This is a genomic window from Avibacterium sp. 20-132, from assembly GCF_023611925.1.
In the GTDB taxonomy this organism is placed as follows: domain Bacteria; phylum Pseudomonadota; class Gammaproteobacteria; order Enterobacterales; family Pasteurellaceae; genus Avibacterium.
Map to the genome: position 1 here is coordinate 473,801 of NZ_CP091456.1, position 21,532 is coordinate 495,332.

Consider the following 21,532-nt stretch of genomic DNA (forward strand, 5'->3'; position numbering starts at 1 on the left):
TGTTGTTACTCAAATTTTACTAAGGTTGTGAGAAAAGCGTTCACGTCTTGTTCTGTCATATCTGCGGTTAAAGATAAGCGAATACGCGATGTGCCTTTAGGCACTGTAGGTGGTCGGATTGGCAAACAATAATAGCCTTGCTCTTGTAACGCAAGTGCCTTTACCACTGTTTTTTCATTATCGCCAATAATATAAGGAATGATACAGCTTTCACTAACAAGAGACTGGGCTAAATTCTGCTTAAAAAACGACCGCACTTTTTCACTTAACTGGTGTAAATGCTGGCGTCTTTGGGTAAAGTACGGAAGTTTTTCAAATAAAAATGTCGTCCACGCCACACACAGCGGAGGCAGAGCAGTAGAAAAAATCAATGGTCGCATTTTATTTATTAAATATGCTTTAATCAATTCATCGCATACCACATAAGCGCCCATTGAAGCTAAAGCCTTACCAAAAGTGCCAACTAAAAAATCAATCTCTTGAATACAACCTTGCTGTTCAGCGATACCTAGCCCTGTTTTGCCGTAAGCACCAATAGCGTGGGCTTCGTCCACATATAATAAGACATTGCCAAAGCGTTGCTTGAGAGCCACGAGCTGAGGCAAATCTACCACATCACCGTCCATACTAAATACACTTTCGGTAACAATGATCATTCGTTGATATTGGTTCTGATACTTACCTAATAGGGTTTCTAAATGGGTAAAATCATTATGTCGATAGCGTACAAAATCCGCTTCACTCAAACGAATGCCATCAATAATACTGGCGTGAACCAGTTTATCCGCTAGAATTAACGTTTTTTTATTCGCCACTGCGGGCAAAATACCGATGTTAGCGTGATAGCCACTATTAAACAATAAGCACGCCTCTCGCCCAAAACATCGCGCCATTAGACTTTCTAATTGTTGATAAACCGCAAAAGATCCCGTCAATAAACGGGAAGATGAAGAAGTAAAGTGCGGTAATTTTTCGCCGTATTTTTGTAAAAATTCGGTTTTTAATGCCTCATCATTGGCAAGACCTAAATAATCATTAGAAGACATATTGAGCATTAAGCGCCCATCTTTTTCGATCATTTTGCCTTGATGATCTAACTGCGGAAGCTGACGAAACTGCCCAGCCGCCTTGAGTTCAGCCAAGGTTTGTGCAAAATCAGCGAGATGATTATTCATTGTAAACCTCTTTAAGTACAGACAATAAGCCTTGCGTGAGCTGGCTAAGTTGCGTTGGCGAAATAATAAAAGGTGGCATAATATACACCAAATGCCCAAAAGGACGTAACCAAATGCCTTTTTCAACAAATTTTGGCTGTAATACGGCTAAATCCACAGGGGATTTCATTTCTAACACCCCAATGGCCCCTAATACACGAACGTCTTTCACCGATTGAAAATCTTTCGCTACCGCAAGCTCTGTTTTTAATTGTTGTTCAATGGCTTTGACCTTGCCTTGCCAATCACTTTCTAATAATAAATCAATGGATGCACTGGCAATGGCGCAAGCAAGTGGATTCCCCATAAACGTTGGCCCGTGCATAAAGCATTTTGCTTCGCCATGACAAATGGTTTGGGCAATATGCGCGGTGGTTACCGTTGCAGAAAGTGTTAAATAACCGCCCGTTAAGGCTTTGCCTAAGCACATAATATCCGGTTTAATGGCGGTATAGTCGGTGGCAAACAGCTTACCCGTGCGTCCAAATCCTGTGGCGATTTCATCGAAAATCAGCAATACGCCATATTCATCACACAACGCCCGTGCTTTTTCTAAATAGGTGGGCGAATAAAAATACATTCCGCCAGCACCTTGTACAATCGGCTCTAAAATTAAGGCGGCAATTTCACTGCTCTTTTCTGCAAGTAATGCTTTAAGCGGTTGAATATCCGCTTCTTGCCATTGTCCATCAAAGGGGGTTTTAGGTTGCGGTAAAAAATATTGCACGGGCAAGCCTTTAGCGAACAGGCTGTGCATTCCCGTAACAGGATCACACACTGACATTGCGTGCCAAGTATCGCCGTGATAGCCCGAACGTATCGTGGCAAATTTATATCGTCCAGTTTCACCTTTTGCTTGCTGATATTGCACCACCATTTTCATCGCGACTTCAACCGCGACAGAGCCACTATCTGCAAAAAAAATTTTATCCAGTCCTTCAGGCAATAATTTCACCAAGCGTTGTGCTAATTCTCCCGCAGGATCGTGAGTCAATCCGCCAAACATAATATGGCTCATTTTGTCTAACTGGGCTTTCGCCGCTTGATTCAATTTGGGGTGATTATAACCGTGTAATGCCGCCCACCAAGAGGACATTCCATCAATCAAGGTGTTGCCATTTTTTAATGTGATCTCCACCCCGTCAGCACGTTCCACCGCAAAAATAGGCGCATCGCTATTTATTGATGAATAAGGATGCCAGATATGATTTTTATCAATATTAAGAAGGGATTGTTCTTGCATTTTTATCCTATTATTCCAGCAAATTTTAGGAAAAACGATATATTCGCCCGTATTTCATATCATTTTTCTGTAGGGACGGACCTGTGTGTCCGTCCGTAATCATTAATGTTTTGGGCTGACACATAAGTCTCCCCTACACCAATTATAATAGAGAACGAACATTACTATTTTTTAATCTATTATTCCAACCTATGCTAGGGGAATGATGTATTCGCCCGCATCTCGTATCATTTTTCTGTAGGGACGGACCAGTGTGTCCGTCCGTATAATCATTAATTTTTCGGGCAGACACATAGGTCTGCCCCTACACCAATTATAATAGAGGACGAACATTACTATTTTTAATCTATTATTCCAACCTATCCTAGAAAACGATGTATTCGCCCGCATCTCGTATCATTTTTCTGTAGGGACGGACCAGTGTGTCCGTCCGTATAATCATTAATGTTTCGGACAGACACATAGATCTGCCCCTACACCAATTATAATAGAGGACGAACATTACTATTTTTTAATCTATTATTCCAACCTATGCTAGGGGAATGATGTATTCGCCCGTATTTCATATCATTTTTCTGTAGGGACGGACCTATGTGTCCGTCCGTATAATCATTAATGTTTCGGGCAGACACATAGATCTGCCCCTACAGCCATATAATCGAAAATGAACACTACCCCTATTCCCACGAGAAATCAAGGCAAATTCTGCATATCATTGCACAAGTAGGATAAGTTGATATAATCCCCTTCCCATTTTAACAAAGGAAAACGTTATGACAGTAAAAACGCAAATGCCTTTAACTTATTGGCAACGTGTAAAAGTGGCATTTCAATATCTGATGCCTCAGCTTTATTTAACTCAACTTGCGGGTTGGTTTGCTAAACAACGCTGGGGAGTTGTTACCCATTTTGTCATCAAATTATTTGCTAAAAAATATCAAGTCAATATGCAAGAGGCCGCAAAACCTCACTTTAATGATTATGCGACGTTCAATGAATTTTTTATCCGTCCCTTAGCAGAAGGTGCAAGAAAAATTGATGAAAATCCTACCGCACTTTGTTTACCTGCGGACGGCAGAATCAGCCAATTAGGACACATTGACGACAATCGTTTATTACAAGCTAAAGGGCATAATTTTCATTTAGAGGATCTATTAGCGAATGATGACGAATTAGCCCAGACCTTTAAAAATGGTGAATTCGCCACTATCTATCTTTCACCGAGAGATTATCACCGTGTACATATGCCTTGTGATGGCACATTACGCAAAATGATTTATGTTCCGGGTGCGCTTTTTTCAGTAAATCCATTTTTAGCCGAGCATATACCAAATCTATTTGCACGTAATGAGCGTGTTATTTGTCTTTTTGATACAGAATTTGGGCAAATGGTACAAATTTTAGTTGGTGCGACCATCACGGCGAGCATTAGCACACAATGGGCTGGCATTATTAATCCTCCACGCTCAAATGAAGTGAAAGTTTGGACCTATGAGGGTGAAAATGCGGTAAAACTGCACAAAGGGCAAGAAATGGGGGCTTTCCAACTTGGTTCTACGGTAATTAACTTATTCCAACAAAATCAAGTGAAATTAGCTGAGCAATTAGCCGTTGATACGCCAGTCCATATGGGTGAAGTCTTAGCCTATAAACAGTAATTTATTTAATGAAAAGGAAAAAACAATGTCAGAACAATTTTTTAATCAAGTCTCTTTAGATGATATCTCAGCAAAAGGTAGCTATGGTATCGGTTTACAAATCGGTCAACAATTAGTAGAAAGTAAATTGGCGGTTAAGCCTGAAGCCGTTGCAAAAGGGATTTTCGATGTGTTAAATCAAAATCCACCTGCAATTGATTTAAACGAAGTAACTCAAGCCTTACAACAACTTCAACAACAAGCTGCCGAGGCGGCGAAAGCACAATTCAAACAAATTGAAGAAGCAGGCAAAGCCTATCTTGCGGAAAATGCCAAAAAAGAGGGCGTGCAAGTAACAGATTCAGGCTTACAATATGAAATCTTAGTTGAAGGCAATGGCAAGATCCCAAGTAAACAAGATCAAGTACGCGTTCATTACACAGGTACCCTTACTGATGGCACCGTTTTTGACAGCTCTGTACAACGCGGTCAGCCGGCGGAATTCCCTGTAAGTGGCGTGATTGCAGGTTGGGTTGAAGCCCTTTCAATGATGCCAGTAGGCTCAAAATGGAAACTCACTATTCCACACAATCTTGCCTACGGTGAACGCGGTGCTGGTGCGTCAATCCCACCATTTAGCCCCCTTGTTTTTGAAGTGGAATTATTAGATATTCTTTAATTGATCTTCTCCGTAAAAAAGACCTAGCTAATGGCTAGGTCTTTTTTATACCAAATAGATCAATATCTACACCTAATAAAGCGAATATCACAACAGCTACCACATCAACCACAATCGAAAAAAAAGAGTGTTCCGATAAAACCACTAAAAGAATGGGGATAAATAATAGCATAAGATATCCCCAAAGAAATTAACCCCAAATCAGCGTTATTATTTTACTCCACAACCCGGTAAACTACGATCCAAAACTTGTGTTCCTTCTGCAATATATTTTATTCCAAATCCACTTTCCACTGAAATAACAACATCAGAAAGTGCGACTGCACATCGATCTGTTTCAATAGCTCTATCTACAGCATTTTTCATATAGACGACACCAAATGTGGTTTTATCTTCACCTTTAACTCTTGCACCAAGAACTAGTTTTCCTGAACTAAAATTCACATTTTTCGTGCTAGCCAACGTAAAATCAGCTATTCGTTGAGTGACACAAGCACTCAACATTAATGTAGTGGCTGCAACAAAAATAGATTTAGAAATAAGTTTCATCATTATACCTCATAAAATATATGTTAGAATCATTCACATTATTTACTAGAGAAACTTGTTTATCTAGTTATAAATAGGTATAAAGCACAATCAATAAAGGTGTTGACAAAGTTAATGAATGGTGAGCAATGAAAGTTAAAGACCAAATTAAAATGAGAAGAGAAGCCAATAAATGGACACAAGAAGAAATGGCAAATCGGTTGCATATGTCAACGAATAATTATGCAAAATTAGAACGTGGTGAAACAAAACTTAATCTTCATCGTTTAGAGCAAATTGCCAATGTTTTTAATATCGATGTTCTGGAGTTAATGAATTCAGGAGAGAAAAATGTTACTTTTCTTATGAATGATCATAATACGAATTATTATGGTAGTTCGGATAAACAAATACAAGAAAATGAAAAACTACAATTAATTATCAACCACCAAAAAGAATTACTTCTGCAAAAAGACAGCGAAATTAATACATTAAAGACTCTTGTTGAGTTATTACAAAAGAAATAACATAGAAAGACCTAGCTGATCGGCTAGGTCTTTTTTTTCAATTAGAAAAATGCGTGGAAAAATAACCGCACTTTGTTTTTATGCGCTCACTTAAGTCAGACTAGAATAGTTCTTGTTGCTCAGAGGATTTCACTCCACCGTTTAAACGCTCCAATAATTCAGGCGGTACATAATAACCACGTTCTTTCACATAAGCGCGTTTAGGTTCAGTACCTTTGATGAAGTATTCCTTACGTCCACCACTATTAGAAAGCAAACCAGAACCTGTATCAATACGCTTTTCTATAATATTTTGTGGAAGTGGAAGAATACGCTCGGGTACATCTTTCAAGCTCGTTTTCATATAATCAATCCACGCTGGCATTGCTGTTTGTGCGCCAGCCTCGCCTTTTCCTAAATTACGTTTATTATCATCAAAGCCAACATAGACCGCCGTGGTGATATTTGCCCCAAAACCTGCATACCAAGCCACTTTTGAATTATTGGTAGTCCCTGTTTTTCCGCCAATATCCGAACGCTTAATTTGATTTGCCATTCGCCAGCTGGTTCCTTTCCAACCTAAGCCTTGTTCGCCATAAATTGCGGTGTTCAACGCACTACGAATTAAGAACGCCAGTTCACCACTAATGACGCGAGGGGCATACTGTACTTGGGCATTGGCTTTTTTATCTTGTGCCATAAAATCCAGTGCATTTTCATCTAACTTTTTATTTTGACGATCAAGTTCTGGAATATCGTTAGGCTGCTCATCTTGATCTAGTTCTTCACCATTGGTACTGCTATCCGTGGCGGCTAAATTATCTGGTTTTTCTAAATCAAGGTTTTTAAAACCATCTAATTTTTCAGTTTCCCCATAAATCACAGGAATGTTATCACAGCTTACACACGCAATTTGTGGGTTCGCAACAAATAGTTCTTTGCCGCTATTATCTAGGATTTTTTCGATAAGGTAAGGATTTACCAAGAACCCCCCATTATCAAACACGGCATAAGCACGCGCCATTTCAAGTGGGGTGAATGACGCTGCACCTAAAGCCAAGGCTTCACTGGCAAAATATTGATCGCGTTGGAAACCAAAGCGTTGTAGGAAATCCGCAGTAAACTCAATGCCTGCCATTTGGATTGCTCGGATCGCAATCATATTTTTGGATTGCCCTAGCCCCACGCGCAAGCGCATTGGTCCATCATAGCGGTTTGGTGAATTCTTCGGTGTCCACACGTTTTGCCCCGGTTTTTTGATCACAATCGGGGAATCTTGTAGCACACTTGATAAGGTTAGCCCTTTTTCTAAGGCGGCTGCATAGATAAAAGGTTTGATAGATGATCCCACTTGCACTAAAGATTGAGTGGCACGGTTAAATTTGCTTTGTTCAAAGCTAAAGCCACCGACTAATGCTTCAATCGCGCCATTATCACTATTGAGAGAAACCAACGCGGAATTGACTTCAGGGAGTTGGGAAAGTTGCCACTCTCCATTACCACGTTGGCGCAACCAAATTTGTTCACCTGCTTTTGGCTGTTTTTTACCCGCCCAGCGCATTGCGTTTGGCGAAAGGGTTAGGCTGCTGCCATCATCTAATAACACTTTTGTGCCAGCTTTACTATTTTCCAATACCGCAGCAGGTACAAGAGGAGCTGAATCAGGTAATTTTTTTAGGGCGTCGATAATTTTATCTTCGTCCCACGCGCTTTCCTCTTTTTTCCATAACACCGTTGCACCACGATAACCGTGACGCATATCATAGACGAGCAAATTATCACGCACTGCTTTTTGTGCTTCTGCCTGATCAGCAGAAAGCACCGTCGTATAAACTTTATAGCCGCTGGTATAGGCATTTTCTTCACCAAAACGTTTCACCATTTCTTGGCGAACCATTTCAGTAACATAATCCGCTTTAAAATCTAATTGTGCGCCGTGATAGCTTGCCACAATCGGTTCGTTAATCGCTTCATCATATTCTGCTTGGTTGATATATTTCATCTCTAACATTCGTCCAAGTACCACGTTTCGGCGTGCGGTGGCACGTTTAAGCGAATAGAGAGGGTTCATTGTGGAGGGCGCTTTTGGTAATCCTGCAATGACCGCCATTTCTGACAAAGTAAGTTGATCGAGCGATTTGCCGAAATAGGTTTTTGCCGCCGCAGCAACACCATAAGCACGGTAGCCAAGATAAATCTTATTCAGATAAAGCGCCAAAATTTCATCTTTGCTTAGGGTGTTTTCAATTTCGATCGCCAAAATGGCTTCTTTTGCTTTACGCACGATGTTTTTTTCTGGCGTTAAAAAGAAATTTCGTGCAAGCTGTTGAGTAATAGTACTTGCACCTTGGGAAGCCCCCCCTTTCATCACCGCGACACTAATTGCACGCGCAATCCCCACAGGGTCTAAACCGTGATGTTCATAAAAACGGCTATCTTCTGTTGCCAATACGGCATCAATTAATTTTTTTGGCACTTCATTCAGTTTCACAGGAATACGGCGCTGTTCTCCCACTTCACCAATGAGCTTGCCATCAGCCGTATAAATCTGCATCGGCTGTTGTAATTCCACCGTTTTTAGGGAATCTACACTCGGCAAGCTTGATTTTAATTGAACATAAAAAATTCCTGCGACAACACAGCCTAAAATAATGATTGTCAGCAAGCTACTTAAAATTAATTTTGCGATCCGCATCGTAAAATTCTCTCTTCATTCGTGCAAAATTGAAAAAAATCAGAAAAACTAAAACCCGAAATTTTAGCTTAACTACTTCCTTAAAACGTAAGTATAAAGTTTAGTCAAAGAAATCCAAAGCTAAAAGTGCATTTAAAATGAATATTAGGTAGAAAGAATGAGGAAAATAACGCATTGTGCCGCACAAAAACAACAAGTGGGTGTATGGAAAAAGGGCGAAAATTACCAATGTGTTTGGTTTGATGAAACCAATCAAGTGCAGTGTTGCACGCTATCCTCACCAATTTCGTTACCACAGCTTGCGCGACATATGCCATCATCAAGTCGCCATTCCTTGAAAACAATGAGGTTTATTACCGCAATCTCACCACAATACACGTGGATACAAAATCTGTTATTACCACAAATTTTAACGGCCGCAGAATGTGAGCAACAATGCCGATTTTTATTCTCACAAGCCTTGCCTCTTCCTCTTGAAGAAATTTGGTTTGATTATCAATTAGAAACGCTCAAACAGGGCGTGAAACTGAGTATTGTTGCGATAAAAAGACAAACCGCCTTGGATTATCTAAACGCTTACGCCCCTTTGCCCATTCAAGTGCTAGATTGCTGTATTCACGCCATTATCCGAGCATTTCACTACCTGACGGGGATTGGCACGGGAAGTCAGGTACTTTTTCTTTACCAAGATGAGCAATACACCTTTGCCATTCAGCCCAACGCACCCACGATGCAATTTATACAACATATTGATAAAAATCTCCCCGCACTTGCTGAAATGTTCTGCCAACGTTATTCCTTTCAGCCTGAACAAATTTATGTCTATTGCGGTGATGTACAAGCCCAACCCTTGCCTAGCCAATGGCAGACCGTAGAAACCCATTTGCCTTTTATCGCGTTAGGTAATGCGTTATGGCAACAAGAAGGAGCAGGGAATGGCGATTAATTTACTACCGTGGCGATTGGCGACTCATCATAAGAATGTAAAAAAATTGCTGATTCGGGCAGGCATTTGCTTAGCCATTGGTCTTGCTAGTCAGATTATGATGCGCCACGTTTTGCACGCAGAGCAAGCCATCGCACCACAAAAAAATGAGCAATATGAAACCCTCTCACAGCGTTTAACCGAAACCATTGAACAAATTAATGCGTTAAGGCAAAACTATGTTTCTCAACAAGAACAACAACCTTTGCCAGCACAAAGCATTGTTCAATTTTTAAACTGGCTTGCGGCGCTTCCTTTGCAACAAGGGGAATTAAATGAAGTGTCGCTGACACAACAAAAATTATTACTCAGCGGTTTTACGGAAAATCAGCAAGAATTTGAACAATTACAGCAACGTATTACGCAATTAGAACAATTTAACCACTCACAACTTACCCAATTTCAGCCCACGGGTTCACAACTGACGTTTGAATTTCAATTAAGCAATGAACAAGATGACGATGCTACTTTTTAACAATCCACATAATTTACTTGGCAAGTTCGCCCAACTTTCCGCCTTCAAGCAATATGCCATATTGCTCATTTGCACCTTTTTGCCGTTGTTTTTCTTGGTGATCGAATATCAGCAAGCCCAACAGCAAAATGCGCAAACCGCGCGTCAAATTGTGCAATTAACGCAAGATTTGGATCATCAAAAACAAATTTTAAGTTCATTACAGCAAAGTAAACAACGCTCCTTTACACCCGAACTCACACGCGATATCGCTGAAATAAACCAAGCACTACGCCCACAGGATTTTCAATTACAAGTCAAAAATAGCCAGTGGCATTTTTACCAAGCCCCTTATTTAACAATGCAGTTGGCTGGCAAATTTGAGCATTTACGCCAATTTTTGACCGCACTTTTAGATCGCACGCCACAGCTCAATGTATTACAACTTCACATTTACAAAACACAAGAAAATCCATTCTCACAACGTTCACTCATCACTGAGGTTCGCTTTAAACTTTCTTTATATAAGGATAAGCAATGAAAAAATCGTTTCTTTTTTTGATCCTGTTCAATGCCTTTTTTTCTGCGCAAGCACAGGATCCCTTTGATCATACTCAACGTAAAACACAAACGAAAGTTATCAATCAAGCAAATTCTGCACACTGTCCTAGTCATCAAAAAGTCTTGGCGGAAAATTCCTCTTTCCAGCAACTTAAGTTAGTCGGCATTATTCAGTTACCAGAACATCTCAACGCCATTTTTAGTCATCAACATCAACAAATTATCTTTGTTAAAAACCAAGATGTGATCGCTCAAGAAAGATTACAGATTACGGAAATCTCACCACAGCAAATTACACTTTTTGACTGTGCGCAATCACAAGTTGTTTATCTAACCTTTTAGGAGAGAAAAATGCGATTATTAAAGTGCGGTGCATTTTTTCTGAGTTTTTCATTACTTGTCTCAGCAAGCGAAAAAACCAATGAAACCTTTTCAATTCGCTTACAGCAAGCCCCTTTGGTACATACCGTGCAACAACTCGCGGCACAACAAAACGTGAATTTAGTGATCGATGATGAATTGCAAGGCTCGATTTCGTTACAACTGCAACAAACAACGCTTGCTCAATTTCTGCAAGTGGTGGCTAAAATTAAACAACTCCAATTTTGGCAGGAAAATGGCATTTATTATTTGAGCAAAGCCACGCCACATTCTTCATCAGAAAGTGCCAATCCCCTTCCCATTGAATTTGTCGATACATTGCCCGAAATGAGCGCCCCCGTGTTGCCCTCGCTATCCACAATGACGATAAAATTACACTATGCTAAAGCCTCTGAAATGATGAAAACACTGACTTCAGGCAGTGGTTCATTGCTTTCTGGAAATGGCAGTATAAGCTTTGACGATCGTAGCAACCTCTTGATCATTAAAGATGAAAAAGCAATATTGAAACAAATTAAAGGGATAGTAACGGAAATGGATAAACCCATTGAGCAAATCGCTATTGAAGCGCGTATTGTTACCATTAGCGATGAAAGCCTGAAAGAACTTGGCGTGCGTTGGGGGATTTTCACGCCGACAGAGGCAAGCCATAAAGTGAGTGGCAGTCTGAATGCGAATGGCTTTACCAATATTACGGATAATCTTAATGTGAATTTTGCCACCACGAATACGCCCGCCGGCTCAGTGGCACTGCAAATTGCCAAAATTAATGGACGATTGCTTGATTTAGAATTAACTGCGTTGGAGCGCGAAAATAGCGTGGAAATCATCGCTAGCCCAAGCTTGCTTACAACGAATAAGAAAAGTGCTAGCATCAAGCAAGGGACGGAAATCCCTTATGTGGTGAATAATAGTAAAAATGATAGCCAGACCATTGAGTTTCGCGAAGCCGTGCTAGGATTAGACGTTACCCCTCATTTATCAAAAGATAACGGCATTTTACTGGATTTAGTCGTCAGCCAAAATGCGCCGGGGCGACGTGTTGCTTACGGTGAAAACGAAGTGATTGCCATTGATAAGCAAGAAATTAACACGCAAGTCTTTGCCCAAGATGGGGAAACCATTGTGTTAGGGGGTATTTTCCACGACACCATTACCAAAGCCTTAGATAAAGTGCCTGTGCTAGGTGATATTCCCGTGATTAAACGTTTATTCAGTAAAGAAGTGGAACGTCATCAAAAACGGGAACTGGTTATTTTCGTTACACCACATTTGATCAAAAAAGGGCAACGCGCAGAAAAACCAAGTGCGGTGAAAAATCCACCAAAAAATCACCGCACTTCGCCATCTTCTTTGAAAATTTCGTCCAAATCTCGTAAATAAATTTATTTTGACGGTTGAAAAAGGTGGGCATTTATTGAGATAATCGCCATTATTTTTTTGGGTGATCTTTTCCAACCATATTTCTTTTTATGGTTGTCTTTTTATTTGTCGTTAAGATCAATTATTTTAAATTTTATTAAAGAAGAACAACGAGAAATGGCAGAAAAACGTAATATTTTCTTAGTAGGTCCAATGGGCGCGGGAAAAAGCACTATTGGTCGTCAATTAGCGCAAATGTTAGGAATGGATTTTATTGATACCGATGCGGAAATTGAACAACGTGCCGGTGCTGACATTAGCTGGATTTTTGATGTTGAAGGCGAAGAAGGTTTCCGCAAGCGCGAAGAACGTATTATTAATGAATTAACACAAAAACAAGGCATTGTGCTTTCCACGGGTGGCGGAGCGGTAATGTCAAAAGAAAACCGCAACCATCTTTCTGCGCGTGGCATTGTGATCTATTTAGAAACCACCGTAGAAAAACAATTTCAACGTACGCAACGCGATAAAAAACGTCCGTTACTACAAGATGTAGAAGATCCACGCCAAGTGCTTGAGGAACTTTCAAAAATTCGTAATCCGCTGTATCAAGAAGTGGCGGATATTACCTTACCCACTGATGATCAAAGTGCCAAAGTAATGGCAAATCAAATCGTTGATTTAATTGAAAATATCAACGGCTAATTAAGCAAAAGGAAAAAATGATGTTGTGCGTAAATGTTGAATTAAAAGAACGTCGTTATCCTATTTATATCGGCGCTGGCTTGCTCTCCGATCCTAGTGTTTATCCCCTAAAAGCAGGCGATAAAGTAATGCTTGTGAGCAATCCAACCATTGCACAACATTATCTTGCTCCAGTCACAGAAACATTAACTCAGCTGGGTTGTCAAATTGATCACGTATTGTTACCCGATGGTGAGCAATATAAAAATCTTGAGTCGCTCAATCTGATCTTCACTGCATTATTAGAAAAAAATCACGGTCGTGACACGACTTTGATTGCGTTAGGTGGCGGGGTAATTGGCGATGTCGTGGGCTATGCTGCAGCCAGTTATCAACGTGGTGTACGTTTTATCCAAATTCCAACCACGCTACTTGCTCAAGTCGATTCTTCTGTTGGTGGAAAAACCGCCGTGAATCACCCACTCGGTAAAAATATGATTGGGGCGTTTTATCAACCTTGTACAGTGATTGTGGATACGCTCACCCTTCATACCTTACCGAAACGCGAAGTCAATGCAGGTTTAGCAGAAGTGATTAAATACGGCGCTATTTTAGATTACCCATTCTTTGAATGGTTAGAACAACATATTGATGAATTGGTTGCCCTTGAACAAGCCCCGTTACAGCACTGTATTGCCCGTTGTTGCCAAATTAAGGCTGATGTGGTGGCAAGAGATGAAACCGAAAAAGGCGACCGAGCCTTACTTAATTTAGGTCATACTTTTGGTCACGCCATTGAAACCCATTTAGGCTATGGGCAATGGTTACACGGTGAAGCCGTCGCCGCTGGCTCAATGATGGCAGCAGCCCTTTCTGAAATGTTAGGCGATTTATCCGTACAAGATGTGGGGCGTTTAGAAAAACTTTTTGCGCGCGCGAACTTACCTACGGTTTCGCCAGATACAATGCAACCTGAAGATTACCTACCACATATGATGCGTGATAAAAAAGTATTAGCCGGAAAATTACGCCTCGTATTGCTGAAATCACTCGGACAGGCTTATGTTGCCACCGATAGCGACAAAGATCTTGTTCTTGCAGCCATTGCCTGTTGCACACAAACTGACTAACTTCAATGTCTCCTAATGCGACAATTTTCCCACAACAAAAATACCGCCCTTTTCTAAAATGGGCGGGCGGAAAATTTCGTCTTACCGATCAAATTAATAAATTATTTCCTAAGAAAAAACAATGCCTTATTGAACCTTTCGTCGGCGCTGGGGCAGTTTTTTTGAATAGCCAATTTGAACGCTATATTTTGGTAGATATTAATGCGGATTTAATCAATCTGTTTAATACGGTTAAGCAAGATGTAAATTTGTATATTGAGGCAGTGAAAACGGTCTTTTTCCACCCTGATGCCAATACACCTGAGTATTATTACGCACAGCGTAGCCAATTTAATCAATCCAGCAATCACTTTGAACGTTCCGTTTTGTTTTTGTATCTCAACCGTTTTGGTTTCAATGGGTTATGCCGTTATAACAGCAAGCAGGAATTTAACGTGCCTTTCGGAAGTTATAAAACCCATTATTTCCCGGAACTTGAGCTACGTTATTTTGCTCATAAAGCACAAAGTGCGGTGTTTATTTGCGCCGATTTTCACGAAGCGTTTAAATTTGCGGATGAAAATTCCGTTATTTATTGTGATCCGCCTTATGCGCCGATTAAGCAAGAAAGCAATTTCACCAGTTATGCGGGGAATGATTTTTCTTTAGCACATCAACAAGCCTTGGCAAACTTGGCACAACATACCGCCAAGGAACATCAAATTCCTGTCTTGATTTCCAATCACGATACCAAATTTACACGTCAAATTTATCAAGGGGCGAAAATCAAACGTTTAAAAGTGCAACGTTCAATCAGCCAAGCCTCTCATAAACGGATTAAAGTCAATGAGTTAATCGCGACTTTTCACGGCAACCAAACTCAACGAGGCTGACTGAGCAAGGCAGGATTGACGTTAAATTGAAGTTGCTGAATTTGCGGATTTAACTCCTTTACTTTTGCTAATAGCTCTTTTTCTCTGAATAACAAACCTTGGCGCACCATCGCATTTGCCACCTCAATCACCAATACCGTTTCAGAAAAATTCGCCACACGATAAAAACCGTTAAATTGACTTGGAAATAACCGAGCTAATTGCTCGTTTAATTGTTGTAACAAAATGCCTTTTTGCATAATTTTGCCAAGGCGAGAATTTTCTAACACGTCTTGTACATTGGTGGGTTTACTGTATCGCATTACTTGTTTTCTACTTTTTTGACCTAATATTACACATCAAAGTAAGACATTGTAGTGATTTTCCGCTACAATGACAGTGATTTTTTGATTAAAAATAAGTTACCGAATGATTTCATCTAAAAGCACACAGAATTTTTGGTCGCAATTCCTACTCAGTATGATTGCGATCTTTGCCTTGCCTAATGCACAAGGTATAGAAAATGCGGGGCTTGCTTGTGAAAATTATTCTCGGGAACAACGCCAAACGCAACAGCTTGCTTGTCATCAGCTTGTTGCGCACAAACAAAGTATTCAACAGCAACAAAAACCAACGAAAAGCCATTTTGTTGCCCCAAAAATTCTCCATCAAAAAGCACCACACTTTATTTCTCCTGTATTGCGTGTGGCTACACCAATCCGCGCTGGCCCTGTTGCTTAACTTTTCCGCCAAATATTACCCTTTGAATGATTTCAGCGCCTTGCTGAAGTTTAATTTAACCTATTGATATAAAAGAAATAAGATTATGTTTAGAACTATTTTTACAAAAATTTTTGGCAGTCGTAATGACCGCATTCTACGTCGCTTAAATAAACAAGTGGCAAAAATCAACAAAATGGAACCGGAATTTGAAGCGTTAAGCGATGAACAATTACAAGGCAAAACCGCAGAATTTCGTGAACGCCTAAAAAACGGTGAAACCTTACAAAGTCTATTACCTGAAGCTTTTGCTACGGTGCGTGAGGCAAGTAAACGTGTACTTGGTATGCGTCATTTTGATGTCCAATTAATTGGTGGAATGGTGCTGAATGATCGTTGCATTGCAGAAATGCGTACTGGGGAAGGGAAAACGCTGACTGCTACATTACCTTGCTATCTTAATGCCTTAACAGGAAAAGGGGTACACGTTGTAACGGTAAACGATTATCTTGCTCGTCGAGATGCAGAAACTAACCGTCCTTTATTTGAATTTTTAGGTATGACTGTGGGCGTAAATATTCCGGGATTACCTGCTGAGGAAAAACGTGCTGCTTATGCCGCAGATATTACTTATGCAACAAATAGCGAATTAGGCTTTGATTATTTACGCGATAACCTTGCTCATTCTGCTCAAGAACGTTTCCAGAAAGAACTCTACTACGCCTTAGTGGATGAAGTGGATTCTATTTTGATTGACGAAGCTCGTACTCCGCTGATTATTTCAGGGCCTGCGGAAGATAGTTCGGAACTTTATATCGCTATTGATAAGTTAATCCCACACTTAATTAAACAAGATAAAGAAGACACTGAAGACTATCAAGGTGATGGGGACTACACCTTAGATTTAAAAACAAAACAAGCCTATCTGACTGAACGTGGGCAAGAAAAAATCGAAACGTGGCTGATTGAACAAGGATTAATGCAAGAGTCAGAATCCCTTTATTCCCCAGCCAAAGTCGCATTGTTACACCACGTTTATGCTGCATTGCGTGCGCATACCCTCTTTGAACGTGATGTTGATTATATCGTAAAAGATGGTGAAATTATCATTGTTGATGAACATACAGGGCGTACAATGGCAGGGCGTCGTTGGTCTGAAGGTTTACACCAAGCCATTGAAGCCAAAGAAGGGGTGCCAATCCAAAATGAAAATCAAACGGTAGCGTCCATTACTTACCAAAATTATTTCCGTCTTTATGAAAAATTAGCCGGAATGACCGGAACAGCAGATACGGAAGCCTTTGAATTTCAACAAATTTATGGCTTGGAAACCATTGTAATCCCAACCAATCGACCAATGATTCGTGATGATCGTACTGATTTAATGTTTGAAAATGAACAATACAAATTTGCGGCAATTATCGAAGAAATCAAAGACTGCATTGCCCGTAACCAACCTGTATTAGTAGGGACAGCATCGATTGAAAAATCAGAATTATTATCTGATGCGTTAACCAAAGCGGGAATTAAGCACAGTGTGTTAAATGCCAAATTCCACGCACAAGAAGCTGAAATCATTGCTAATGCTGGTTATCCCGCTGCAGTTACTATTGCCACCAATATGGCAGGACGCGGTACAGATATTGTACTTGGCGGGAATTGGAAAGCAGAAGTGGCGAAATTAGATAATCCAACTGACGCACAAATCGACGCGATCAAAGCCAACTGGCAAACACGCCACGACATTGTAAAACAAGCTGGCGGTTTGCATATTATCGGCACAGAACGCCACGAGTCACGCCGTATTGATAACCAATTGCGTGGACGTTCAGGACGTCAAGGCGATCCCGGTTCATCACGTTTCTACTTATCCTTAGATGATGCCTTAATGCGAATTTACCTGAATGAAGGTAAATTGAATATGATGCGTAAAGCCTTCAGCACACCGGGGGAAGCAATGGAATCTAAGTTGCTCACCAAAGTAATTGCCTCAGCGCAAGCGAAAGTGGAAGCGCATAACTTCGACGGGCGTAAAAACTTATTAGAATTTGATGACGTTGCGAACGATCAACGCCACGCGATTTATCAGCAACGTAATGAATTACTGGATAATGAAAACATCGCTGACACCATTGAAGTGATCCGCCAAGATGTGTTTAACACGGTTATTGATCAATATATTCCACCAAATTCTCTGGAAGAAATGTGGGATATTCCCGCGTTAGAACAACGTTTAAAACAAGATTTTGCGTTAGATTTACCTATCGCACAATGGTTAGAAGAAAATAATGCCTTACACGAAGAAACCTTGCGTGAACGCATTATTGAAGCGGCTGTTGCGGAATATAAACGTAAAGAAGAACTAGTTGGTTCGGAATCAATGCGCCATTTTGAAAAAGGTATTATGTTGCAAACCCTTGATGAACTTTGGAAAGAGCATTTATCGGCAATGGATCACCTGCGCCGTGGCATTCACTTGCGTGGTTATGCACAAAAAGATCCAAAACAAGAGTATAAGAAAGAATCTTTCCAAATGTTCACAGATATGCTTGATGCATTAAAGCTCAGCGTTATCACGACACTCAGCCGTGTACAAATCCGTACGCAAGAAGAAATTGAACAAGCAGAAAGATTACAACAAGAAATGGCTGCCCGTGAACAGGCGCAAATGCAATATAACACTGACGATGAACAAGCGGAACAAACCCCATTGCCGCCTTCAGATCGTAAGATTGGGCGTAATGAGCCTTGCCCGTGCGGTTCAGGGAAAAAATACAAACATTGCCACGGCAATCGTGCGGCGAACTATCGTTAATTGATAAAATATAAAAGTGCGGTAAAAATTTCTGATTTTTTTACCACACTTTATAGAGGGTCTGTTGATCATTCATTTTACATTTGAGTTATCCACAAACCCTAAGGAGAAAAAATGGCAAAACCGATTATCCAAGTTGCAGCCGGGATCATTCGTAATGAATTTGGGCAAATTTATCTTACTCAACGCCTTGAAGGGCAGGATTTTGCGCAATCTTTAGAATTCCCCGGTGGGAAAGTCGATAAAGGTGAAACGCCCGAGCAAGCCCTTGCCAGAGAACTTGAAGAAGAAATCGGCATTCATATTCTCAACGCCGAGTTATTTGAGCGTTTTACCTTTGAATATCCCAGCAAGGTCATTCAATTTTATTTTTACCTTGTGGAACAATGGGTGGGCGAACCTTTTGGTCGAGAAGGGCAAGAAGGAATGTGGATCGCACAATCTGAACTTGATGCCAGTCAATTTCCGCCCGCTAACAGCAAGCTTATTCAACGTTTACTGGCTGAAAATCAATAAGTTATCACCAATAAAAAAGCATTATATGGAAAATATAATGCTTTTCTTTTTTCAACGAATTAGGTGCTATGCCCATTTAGCACGCTAACGACGTGGTGATCTCACCCAAAAAATCTTATAAAACGTGATTAAATTGCTTGAGAAAATTCCTCTATGCTCTACAACACGTTGTCTTGTGTTGTGTGCGATTTTGGCTATTTTTAGTCCCGTTACCCAAATAGCGCCTTAGCAACAAATATCCTGTATCACAAATTGCAATGAATGACGTTCGTGTAAGCGGAATTTTCTTTGCTTCAAACGTTTTAGTCTTAACGCTCGTACCTGAGATAAACGGAATAATTTCGTGTTGTTTTTCTTCAAAAATGTTTTTCTTTTTATTGCCATAATATCCTTCTCTTTTCTATCTCTATTCACAGCCTAAGGAAAATCCTCTAAATGATTTTCTATGTTAGGGTAAACCTTAGTGTGGTGCTTCTTGGTTTTGCTGTATGCGGTGATAATTCACAATGCTGTTCATATAGCGACGAATATTTTCAACATATTGATAAGCCTCATAACCTCGTGCATAGCCATATTTTAAATTAGTGTAATAACGTTTTTCCGCCAATAAAGGCAGATTTTTCTTCACATCAAGCCAGTTATCGGGATCGCCACCAAGGCTCTTTGTTAAGCGGCGTACATCAAGCAAATGCCCAAGCCCCATATTATAGGCACACAAAGCAAACCAAATGCGATCTTCTTGGCGGATGGTATTTGGCATTTGCGCCAGTAATAAATGCAAATATTCCGATCCCGCTTTAATGCTTTGTTCCGCATCTAAACGATTGTTGATTTTCATTCGTTCCGCTGTTACCTTAGTCAGCATCATCATTCCGCGTACGCCTGTTGGCGAGGTGGCTTCTGGATTCCAATGGGATTCTTGATAGGCAATCGCAGCCAATAAACGCCAATCTAACTCCCCTTTATACTTATCAAAAAGATCCGCATATTTCGGTAAAATCGTTTCAATTGCATTTAAATAAGAACGGGTATCCACATAGTCAAATTGGGCTAAATGGTTAAAATATTTTTCCTCAATGCGTGCAATAAGCCCTGTTTCAATAGCATTATTCATAAAATCGAGCAAGGCTGCTTGCAGTTCATTATAGGTATTATTCGCCAAATACCAATGAATGGTCGCTTCATCAGTAACATCAAAGGCAACCGCCAGCTGTGGCTTAATTTGTTGCGTAATAGAAATATCTATTGAATTGGCAATGGTGTAATCCAGTTTACCTTCTGCGACTTGCAGTAATAATTCCTCTTGGCTTTGATCCACTGTTGTCCATTGCAAATCAGGATATTGTTCTTTAAAACGATTAAGTAACAGATTGAGTTCAGAGCCTTTCGCCACCACTAAGCGTCCATTTAATTTTTCTAACGAAGTAGGGCGATTTTCTCCTTTACGGTAAACCAGTTGCCACGAGGCAGAAGAATACGCAGGACCAAGCTGAAATTGTTCTAACTTTTCGGGTTGATAAAGCAAATTCGCTGCCGCTAAATCAATTTGATGCGCGGATAAGGCAGAAAACAGTGCTTGAACACTCTCCATTGGGCGAATATCCAATTCCACATCCAAATAATCTGCAAAGGCTTTTGTGAGTTCATATTCAAACCCCGTTGCGCCCTCTGAACCAATAAAATAAGAAATGGGATTATTCAGTGTGCCAACAATCAATTTACCTTTGGTTTGCACCATTGCATAAGGATTATCTTCCGATTGCATTATGCGTTGCCACGGGAACACCATATCAATGGCCCACAATAATAAGGCAACGGCACTCACTATACGTAAAAATAAACCTTTCAATCTTGCTCTACTCTATCATCACAACACATTGTCTGTGCTTGGTTAAAGTTAAAAGTGCGGTAAAAAATCATTTAATTTTGTACCGCACTTATCAAATAAATGAAAACGAAATTATGCTGCTTTCGCCATTTCAAATTCAATCAACATCATTAAAATATGGATCACTTTGATATGAATTTCTTGAATGCGATCGGCATAACGGAAATGTGGCACGCGAATTTCGACATCGGCAAGCCCCGCCATTTGCCCCCCGTCTTTACCTGTCATGGCAATCACTTTCATTCCTTTCTCTTTTGCAGCTTTAATCGCATTCAAAATGTTCTTAGAATTACCTGAAGTGGATAAACCAAAGAGTACATCCCCTTTTTGTCCCACTGCCTCAATATAACGAGAGAACACATAATCATAGCCAAAATCATTACTCACGCAACTTAAATGGCTGACATCAGAAATCGCAATAGCCGGGTAGCCGGGGCGGTTTTCACGATAACGCCCCGTGAGTTCTTCAGCAAAATGCATTGCATCGCAGTGCGATCCACCATTTCCGCACGAAAGCACTTTTCCACCTTGTTTAAAACTCTCTGCAATTAACAACGCAGCTTGTTGAATTAATTCAATATTTTTTTCATCATTGACGAATTTATTAAGCACATCTTGTGCTTCGTTAAGCTCGGCTTTAATTTGATCTAAGTACATTTTATTCTCCTTTTGCAAACACACCT

At 40.3% G+C, this 21,532-nt stretch carries 21 protein-coding genes; 14 read left to right on the forward strand and 7 right to left on the reverse strand.

Annotation, left to right across the window (positions count from 1 at the left end; translation table 11 throughout):
* Nucleotides 1-5 precede the first annotated feature (5 nt).
* Both bioF and bioA read right to left on the reverse strand, forming a co-directional pair.
* Nucleotides 6-1,175: an 8-amino-7-oxononanoate synthase gene (bioF, locus tag L4F93_RS02155; RefSeq protein ID WP_250350910.1), complete on the reverse strand. Its 1,170-nt coding sequence runs from the start codon at nucleotides 1,173-1,175 to the stop codon at nucleotides 6-8.
* Nucleotides 1,168-2,457, reverse strand: a complete 1,290-nt coding sequence (bioA, locus tag L4F93_RS02160) for an adenosylmethionine--8-amino-7-oxononanoate transaminase (protein WP_250350911.1) — start codon at nucleotides 2,455-2,457, stop codon at nucleotides 1,168-1,170. Before bioA ends, bioF begins: the two co-directional genes overlap by 8 nt.
* 773 nt (nucleotides 2,458-3,230) lie before the next feature.
* On the opposite strand from bioA, the gene asd reads away from it, so the two are divergent.
* Both asd and L4F93_RS02170 read left to right on the forward strand, forming a co-directional pair.
* Nucleotides 3,231-4,115: an archaetidylserine decarboxylase gene (asd, locus tag L4F93_RS02165; RefSeq protein WP_250350912.1), complete on the forward strand. Its 885-nt coding sequence runs from the start codon at nucleotides 3,231-3,233 to the stop codon at nucleotides 4,113-4,115.
* A gap of 25 nt (nucleotides 4,116-4,140) precedes the next feature.
* Nucleotides 4,141-4,773 carry an FKBP-type peptidyl-prolyl cis-trans isomerase gene (locus L4F93_RS02170; RefSeq protein ID WP_250350913.1) on the forward strand — a complete coding sequence of 211 codons (633 nt, stop codon included), beginning with the start codon at nucleotides 4,141-4,143 and terminating at the stop codon, nucleotides 4,771-4,773.
* Nucleotides 4,774-4,983: 210 nt separating this feature from the next.
* On the opposite strand, the gene L4F93_RS02175 is transcribed toward L4F93_RS02170, so the two are convergent.
* Nucleotides 4,984-5,325, reverse strand: a complete 342-nt coding sequence (locus tag L4F93_RS02175; RefSeq protein WP_250350914.1) for a hypothetical protein — start codon at nucleotides 5,323-5,325, stop codon at nucleotides 4,984-4,986.
* Between the two features lie 125 nt (nucleotides 5,326-5,450).
* Here L4F93_RS02175 and L4F93_RS02180 point away from each other — a divergent pair, with 125 nt between their 5' ends.
* Complete coding sequence (locus L4F93_RS02180; RefSeq protein ID WP_250350915.1) at nucleotides 5,451-5,828, forward strand: helix-turn-helix domain-containing protein; 378 nt, start codon at nucleotides 5,451-5,453, stop codon at nucleotides 5,826-5,828.
* Between the two features lie 100 nt (nucleotides 5,829-5,928).
* On the opposite strand, the gene L4F93_RS02185 is transcribed toward L4F93_RS02180, so the two are convergent.
* On the reverse strand, nucleotides 5,929-8,502 hold the full coding sequence (locus L4F93_RS02185; RefSeq protein WP_250350916.1) for a penicillin-binding protein 1A: 2,574 nt from the start codon (nucleotides 8,500-8,502) through the stop codon (nucleotides 5,929-5,931).
* 157 nt (nucleotides 8,503-8,659) lie between these two features.
* On the opposite strand from L4F93_RS02185, the gene L4F93_RS02190 reads away from it, so the two are divergent.
* From L4F93_RS02190 to L4F93_RS02225, 8 genes are all read left to right on the forward strand, one after another.
* A complete protein-coding gene (locus L4F93_RS02190; protein WP_250350917.1) occupies nucleotides 8,660-9,448 on the forward strand; it encodes a competence protein ComA in 789 nt (262 codons plus the stop codon).
* Nucleotides 9,438-9,962, forward strand: coding sequence for a hypothetical protein (locus L4F93_RS02195; RefSeq protein WP_250350918.1), 525 nt, complete (start codon nucleotides 9,438-9,440; stop codon nucleotides 9,960-9,962). The genes L4F93_RS02190 and L4F93_RS02195 overlap by 11 nt, the downstream gene beginning before the upstream one ends.
* Nucleotides 9,943-10,482, forward strand: coding sequence for a hypothetical protein (locus tag L4F93_RS02200; RefSeq protein WP_250350919.1), 540 nt, complete (start codon nucleotides 9,943-9,945; stop codon nucleotides 10,480-10,482). Before L4F93_RS02195 ends, L4F93_RS02200 begins: the two co-directional genes overlap by 20 nt.
* The gene (locus L4F93_RS02205) at nucleotides 10,479-10,844 is read left to right on the forward strand and encodes a pilus assembly protein PilP (protein WP_250350920.1); all 366 of its coding nucleotides are present in this window, start codon (nucleotides 10,479-10,481) and stop codon (nucleotides 10,842-10,844) included. Before L4F93_RS02200 ends, L4F93_RS02205 begins: the two co-directional genes overlap by 4 nt.
* Nucleotides 10,845-10,853: 9 nt before the next feature.
* A complete protein-coding gene (locus L4F93_RS02210) occupies nucleotides 10,854-12,266 on the forward strand; it encodes a type IV pilus secretin PilQ (protein WP_250350921.1) in 1,413 nt (470 codons plus the stop codon).
* A 135-nt stretch (nucleotides 12,267-12,401) separates the two neighbouring features.
* Nucleotides 12,402-12,950: a shikimate kinase AroK gene (aroK, locus tag L4F93_RS02215; protein WP_326938203.1), complete on the forward strand. Its 549-nt coding sequence runs from the start codon at nucleotides 12,402-12,404 to the stop codon at nucleotides 12,948-12,950.
* Nucleotides 12,951-12,970: 20 nt separating this feature from the next.
* Entirely contained in the window at nucleotides 12,971-14,059 is a 1,089-nt protein-coding gene (aroB, locus tag L4F93_RS02220) for a 3-dehydroquinate synthase (RefSeq protein ID WP_250351603.1), read from the forward strand.
* Nucleotides 14,060-14,064: 5 nt separating this feature from the next.
* Entirely contained in the window at nucleotides 14,065-14,931 is an 867-nt protein-coding gene (locus L4F93_RS02225) for a Dam family site-specific DNA-(adenine-N6)-methyltransferase (RefSeq protein ID WP_250350923.1), read from the forward strand.
* Here the strand turns inward: L4F93_RS02225 and L4F93_RS02230 are convergent.
* The gene (locus tag L4F93_RS02230; protein ID WP_250350924.1) at nucleotides 14,919-15,233 is read right to left on the reverse strand and encodes a DciA family protein; all 315 of its coding nucleotides are present in this window, start codon (nucleotides 15,231-15,233) and stop codon (nucleotides 14,919-14,921) included. The genes L4F93_RS02225 and L4F93_RS02230 overlap by 13 nt on opposite strands.
* 106 nt (nucleotides 15,234-15,339) lie before the next feature.
* On the opposite strand from L4F93_RS02230, the gene secM reads away from it, so the two are divergent.
* From secM to mutT, 3 genes are all read left to right on the forward strand, one after another.
* Nucleotides 15,340-15,651, forward strand: a complete 312-nt coding sequence (gene secM / locus L4F93_RS02235; RefSeq protein WP_250350925.1) for a secA translation cis-regulator SecM — start codon at nucleotides 15,340-15,342, stop codon at nucleotides 15,649-15,651.
* Between the two features lie 85 nt (nucleotides 15,652-15,736).
* On the forward strand, nucleotides 15,737-18,445 hold the full coding sequence (gene secA / locus L4F93_RS02240; RefSeq protein WP_250350926.1) for a preprotein translocase subunit SecA: 2,709 nt from the start codon (nucleotides 15,737-15,739) through the stop codon (nucleotides 18,443-18,445).
* Between the two features lie 114 nt (nucleotides 18,446-18,559).
* The gene (mutT, locus tag L4F93_RS02245) at nucleotides 18,560-18,961 is read left to right on the forward strand and encodes an 8-oxo-dGTP diphosphatase MutT (RefSeq protein ID WP_250350927.1); all 402 of its coding nucleotides are present in this window, start codon (nucleotides 18,560-18,562) and stop codon (nucleotides 18,959-18,961) included.
* A gap of 460 nt (nucleotides 18,962-19,421) precedes the next feature.
* Here mutT and mltF read toward each other — a convergent pair whose 3' ends face one another.
* Together mltF and lpcA are read right to left on the reverse strand one after the other, a co-directional pair.
* Nucleotides 19,422-20,810 (reverse strand): membrane-bound lytic murein transglycosylase MltF, encoded by a 1,389-nt coding sequence (mltF, locus tag L4F93_RS02250; protein WP_250350928.1) that lies wholly within the window; start codon nucleotides 20,808-20,810, stop codon nucleotides 19,422-19,424.
* Nucleotides 20,811-20,921: 111 nt separating this feature from the next.
* Complete coding sequence (gene lpcA, locus L4F93_RS02255) at nucleotides 20,922-21,506, reverse strand: D-sedoheptulose 7-phosphate isomerase (protein ID WP_250350929.1); 585 nt, start codon at nucleotides 21,504-21,506, stop codon at nucleotides 20,922-20,924.
* Nucleotides 21,507-21,532: the final 26 nt, after the last annotated feature.

Excerpts from the sequence above, each read along its gene's own strand:
- bioF (WP_250350910.1), bottom strand. The coding sequence starts at position 1,175 with ATGAATAATCATCTCGCTGATTTTGCACAAACCTTGGCTGAACTCAAG.
- bioA (WP_250350911.1), bottom strand. The coding sequence starts at position 2,457 with ATGCAAGAACAATCCCTTCTTAATATTGATAAAAATCATATCTGGCAT.
- asd (WP_250350912.1), top strand. The coding sequence starts at position 3,231 with ATGACAGTAAAAACGCAAATGCCTTTAACTTATTGGCAACGTGTAAAA.
- L4F93_RS02170 (WP_250350913.1), top strand. The coding sequence starts at position 4,141 with ATGTCAGAACAATTTTTTAATCAAGTCTCTTTAGATGATATCTCAGCA.
- L4F93_RS02175 (WP_250350914.1), bottom strand. The coding sequence starts at position 5,325 with ATGATGAAACTTATTTCTAAATCTATTTTTGTTGCAGCCACTACATTA.
- L4F93_RS02180 (WP_250350915.1), top strand. The coding sequence starts at position 5,451 with ATGAAAGTTAAAGACCAAATTAAAATGAGAAGAGAAGCCAATAAATGG.
- L4F93_RS02185 (WP_250350916.1), bottom strand. The coding sequence starts at position 8,502 with ATGCGGATCGCAAAATTAATTTTAAGTAGCTTGCTGACAATCATTATT.
- L4F93_RS02190 (WP_250350917.1), top strand. The coding sequence starts at position 8,660 with ATGAGGAAAATAACGCATTGTGCCGCACAAAAACAACAAGTGGGTGTA.
- L4F93_RS02195 (WP_250350918.1), top strand. The coding sequence starts at position 9,438 with ATGGCGATTAATTTACTACCGTGGCGATTGGCGACTCATCATAAGAAT.
- L4F93_RS02200 (WP_250350919.1), top strand. The coding sequence starts at position 9,943 with ATGACGATGCTACTTTTTAACAATCCACATAATTTACTTGGCAAGTTC.
- L4F93_RS02205 (WP_250350920.1), top strand. The coding sequence starts at position 10,479 with ATGAAAAAATCGTTTCTTTTTTTGATCCTGTTCAATGCCTTTTTTTCT.
- L4F93_RS02210 (WP_250350921.1), top strand. The coding sequence starts at position 10,854 with ATGCGATTATTAAAGTGCGGTGCATTTTTTCTGAGTTTTTCATTACTT.
- aroB (WP_250351603.1), top strand. The coding sequence starts at position 12,971 with ATGTTGTGCGTAAATGTTGAATTAAAAGAACGTCGTTATCCTATTTAT.
- L4F93_RS02225 (WP_250350923.1), top strand. The coding sequence starts at position 14,065 with ATGTCTCCTAATGCGACAATTTTCCCACAACAAAAATACCGCCCTTTT.
- L4F93_RS02230 (WP_250350924.1), bottom strand. The coding sequence starts at position 15,233 with ATGCGATACAGTAAACCCACCAATGTACAAGACGTGTTAGAAAATTCT.
- secM (WP_250350925.1), top strand. The coding sequence starts at position 15,340 with ATGATTTCATCTAAAAGCACACAGAATTTTTGGTCGCAATTCCTACTC.
- secA (WP_250350926.1), top strand. The coding sequence starts at position 15,737 with ATGTTTAGAACTATTTTTACAAAAATTTTTGGCAGTCGTAATGACCGC.
- mutT (WP_250350927.1), top strand. The coding sequence starts at position 18,560 with ATGGCAAAACCGATTATCCAAGTTGCAGCCGGGATCATTCGTAATGAA.
- lpcA (WP_250350929.1), bottom strand. The coding sequence starts at position 21,506 with ATGTACTTAGATCAAATTAAAGCCGAGCTTAACGAAGCACAAGATGTG.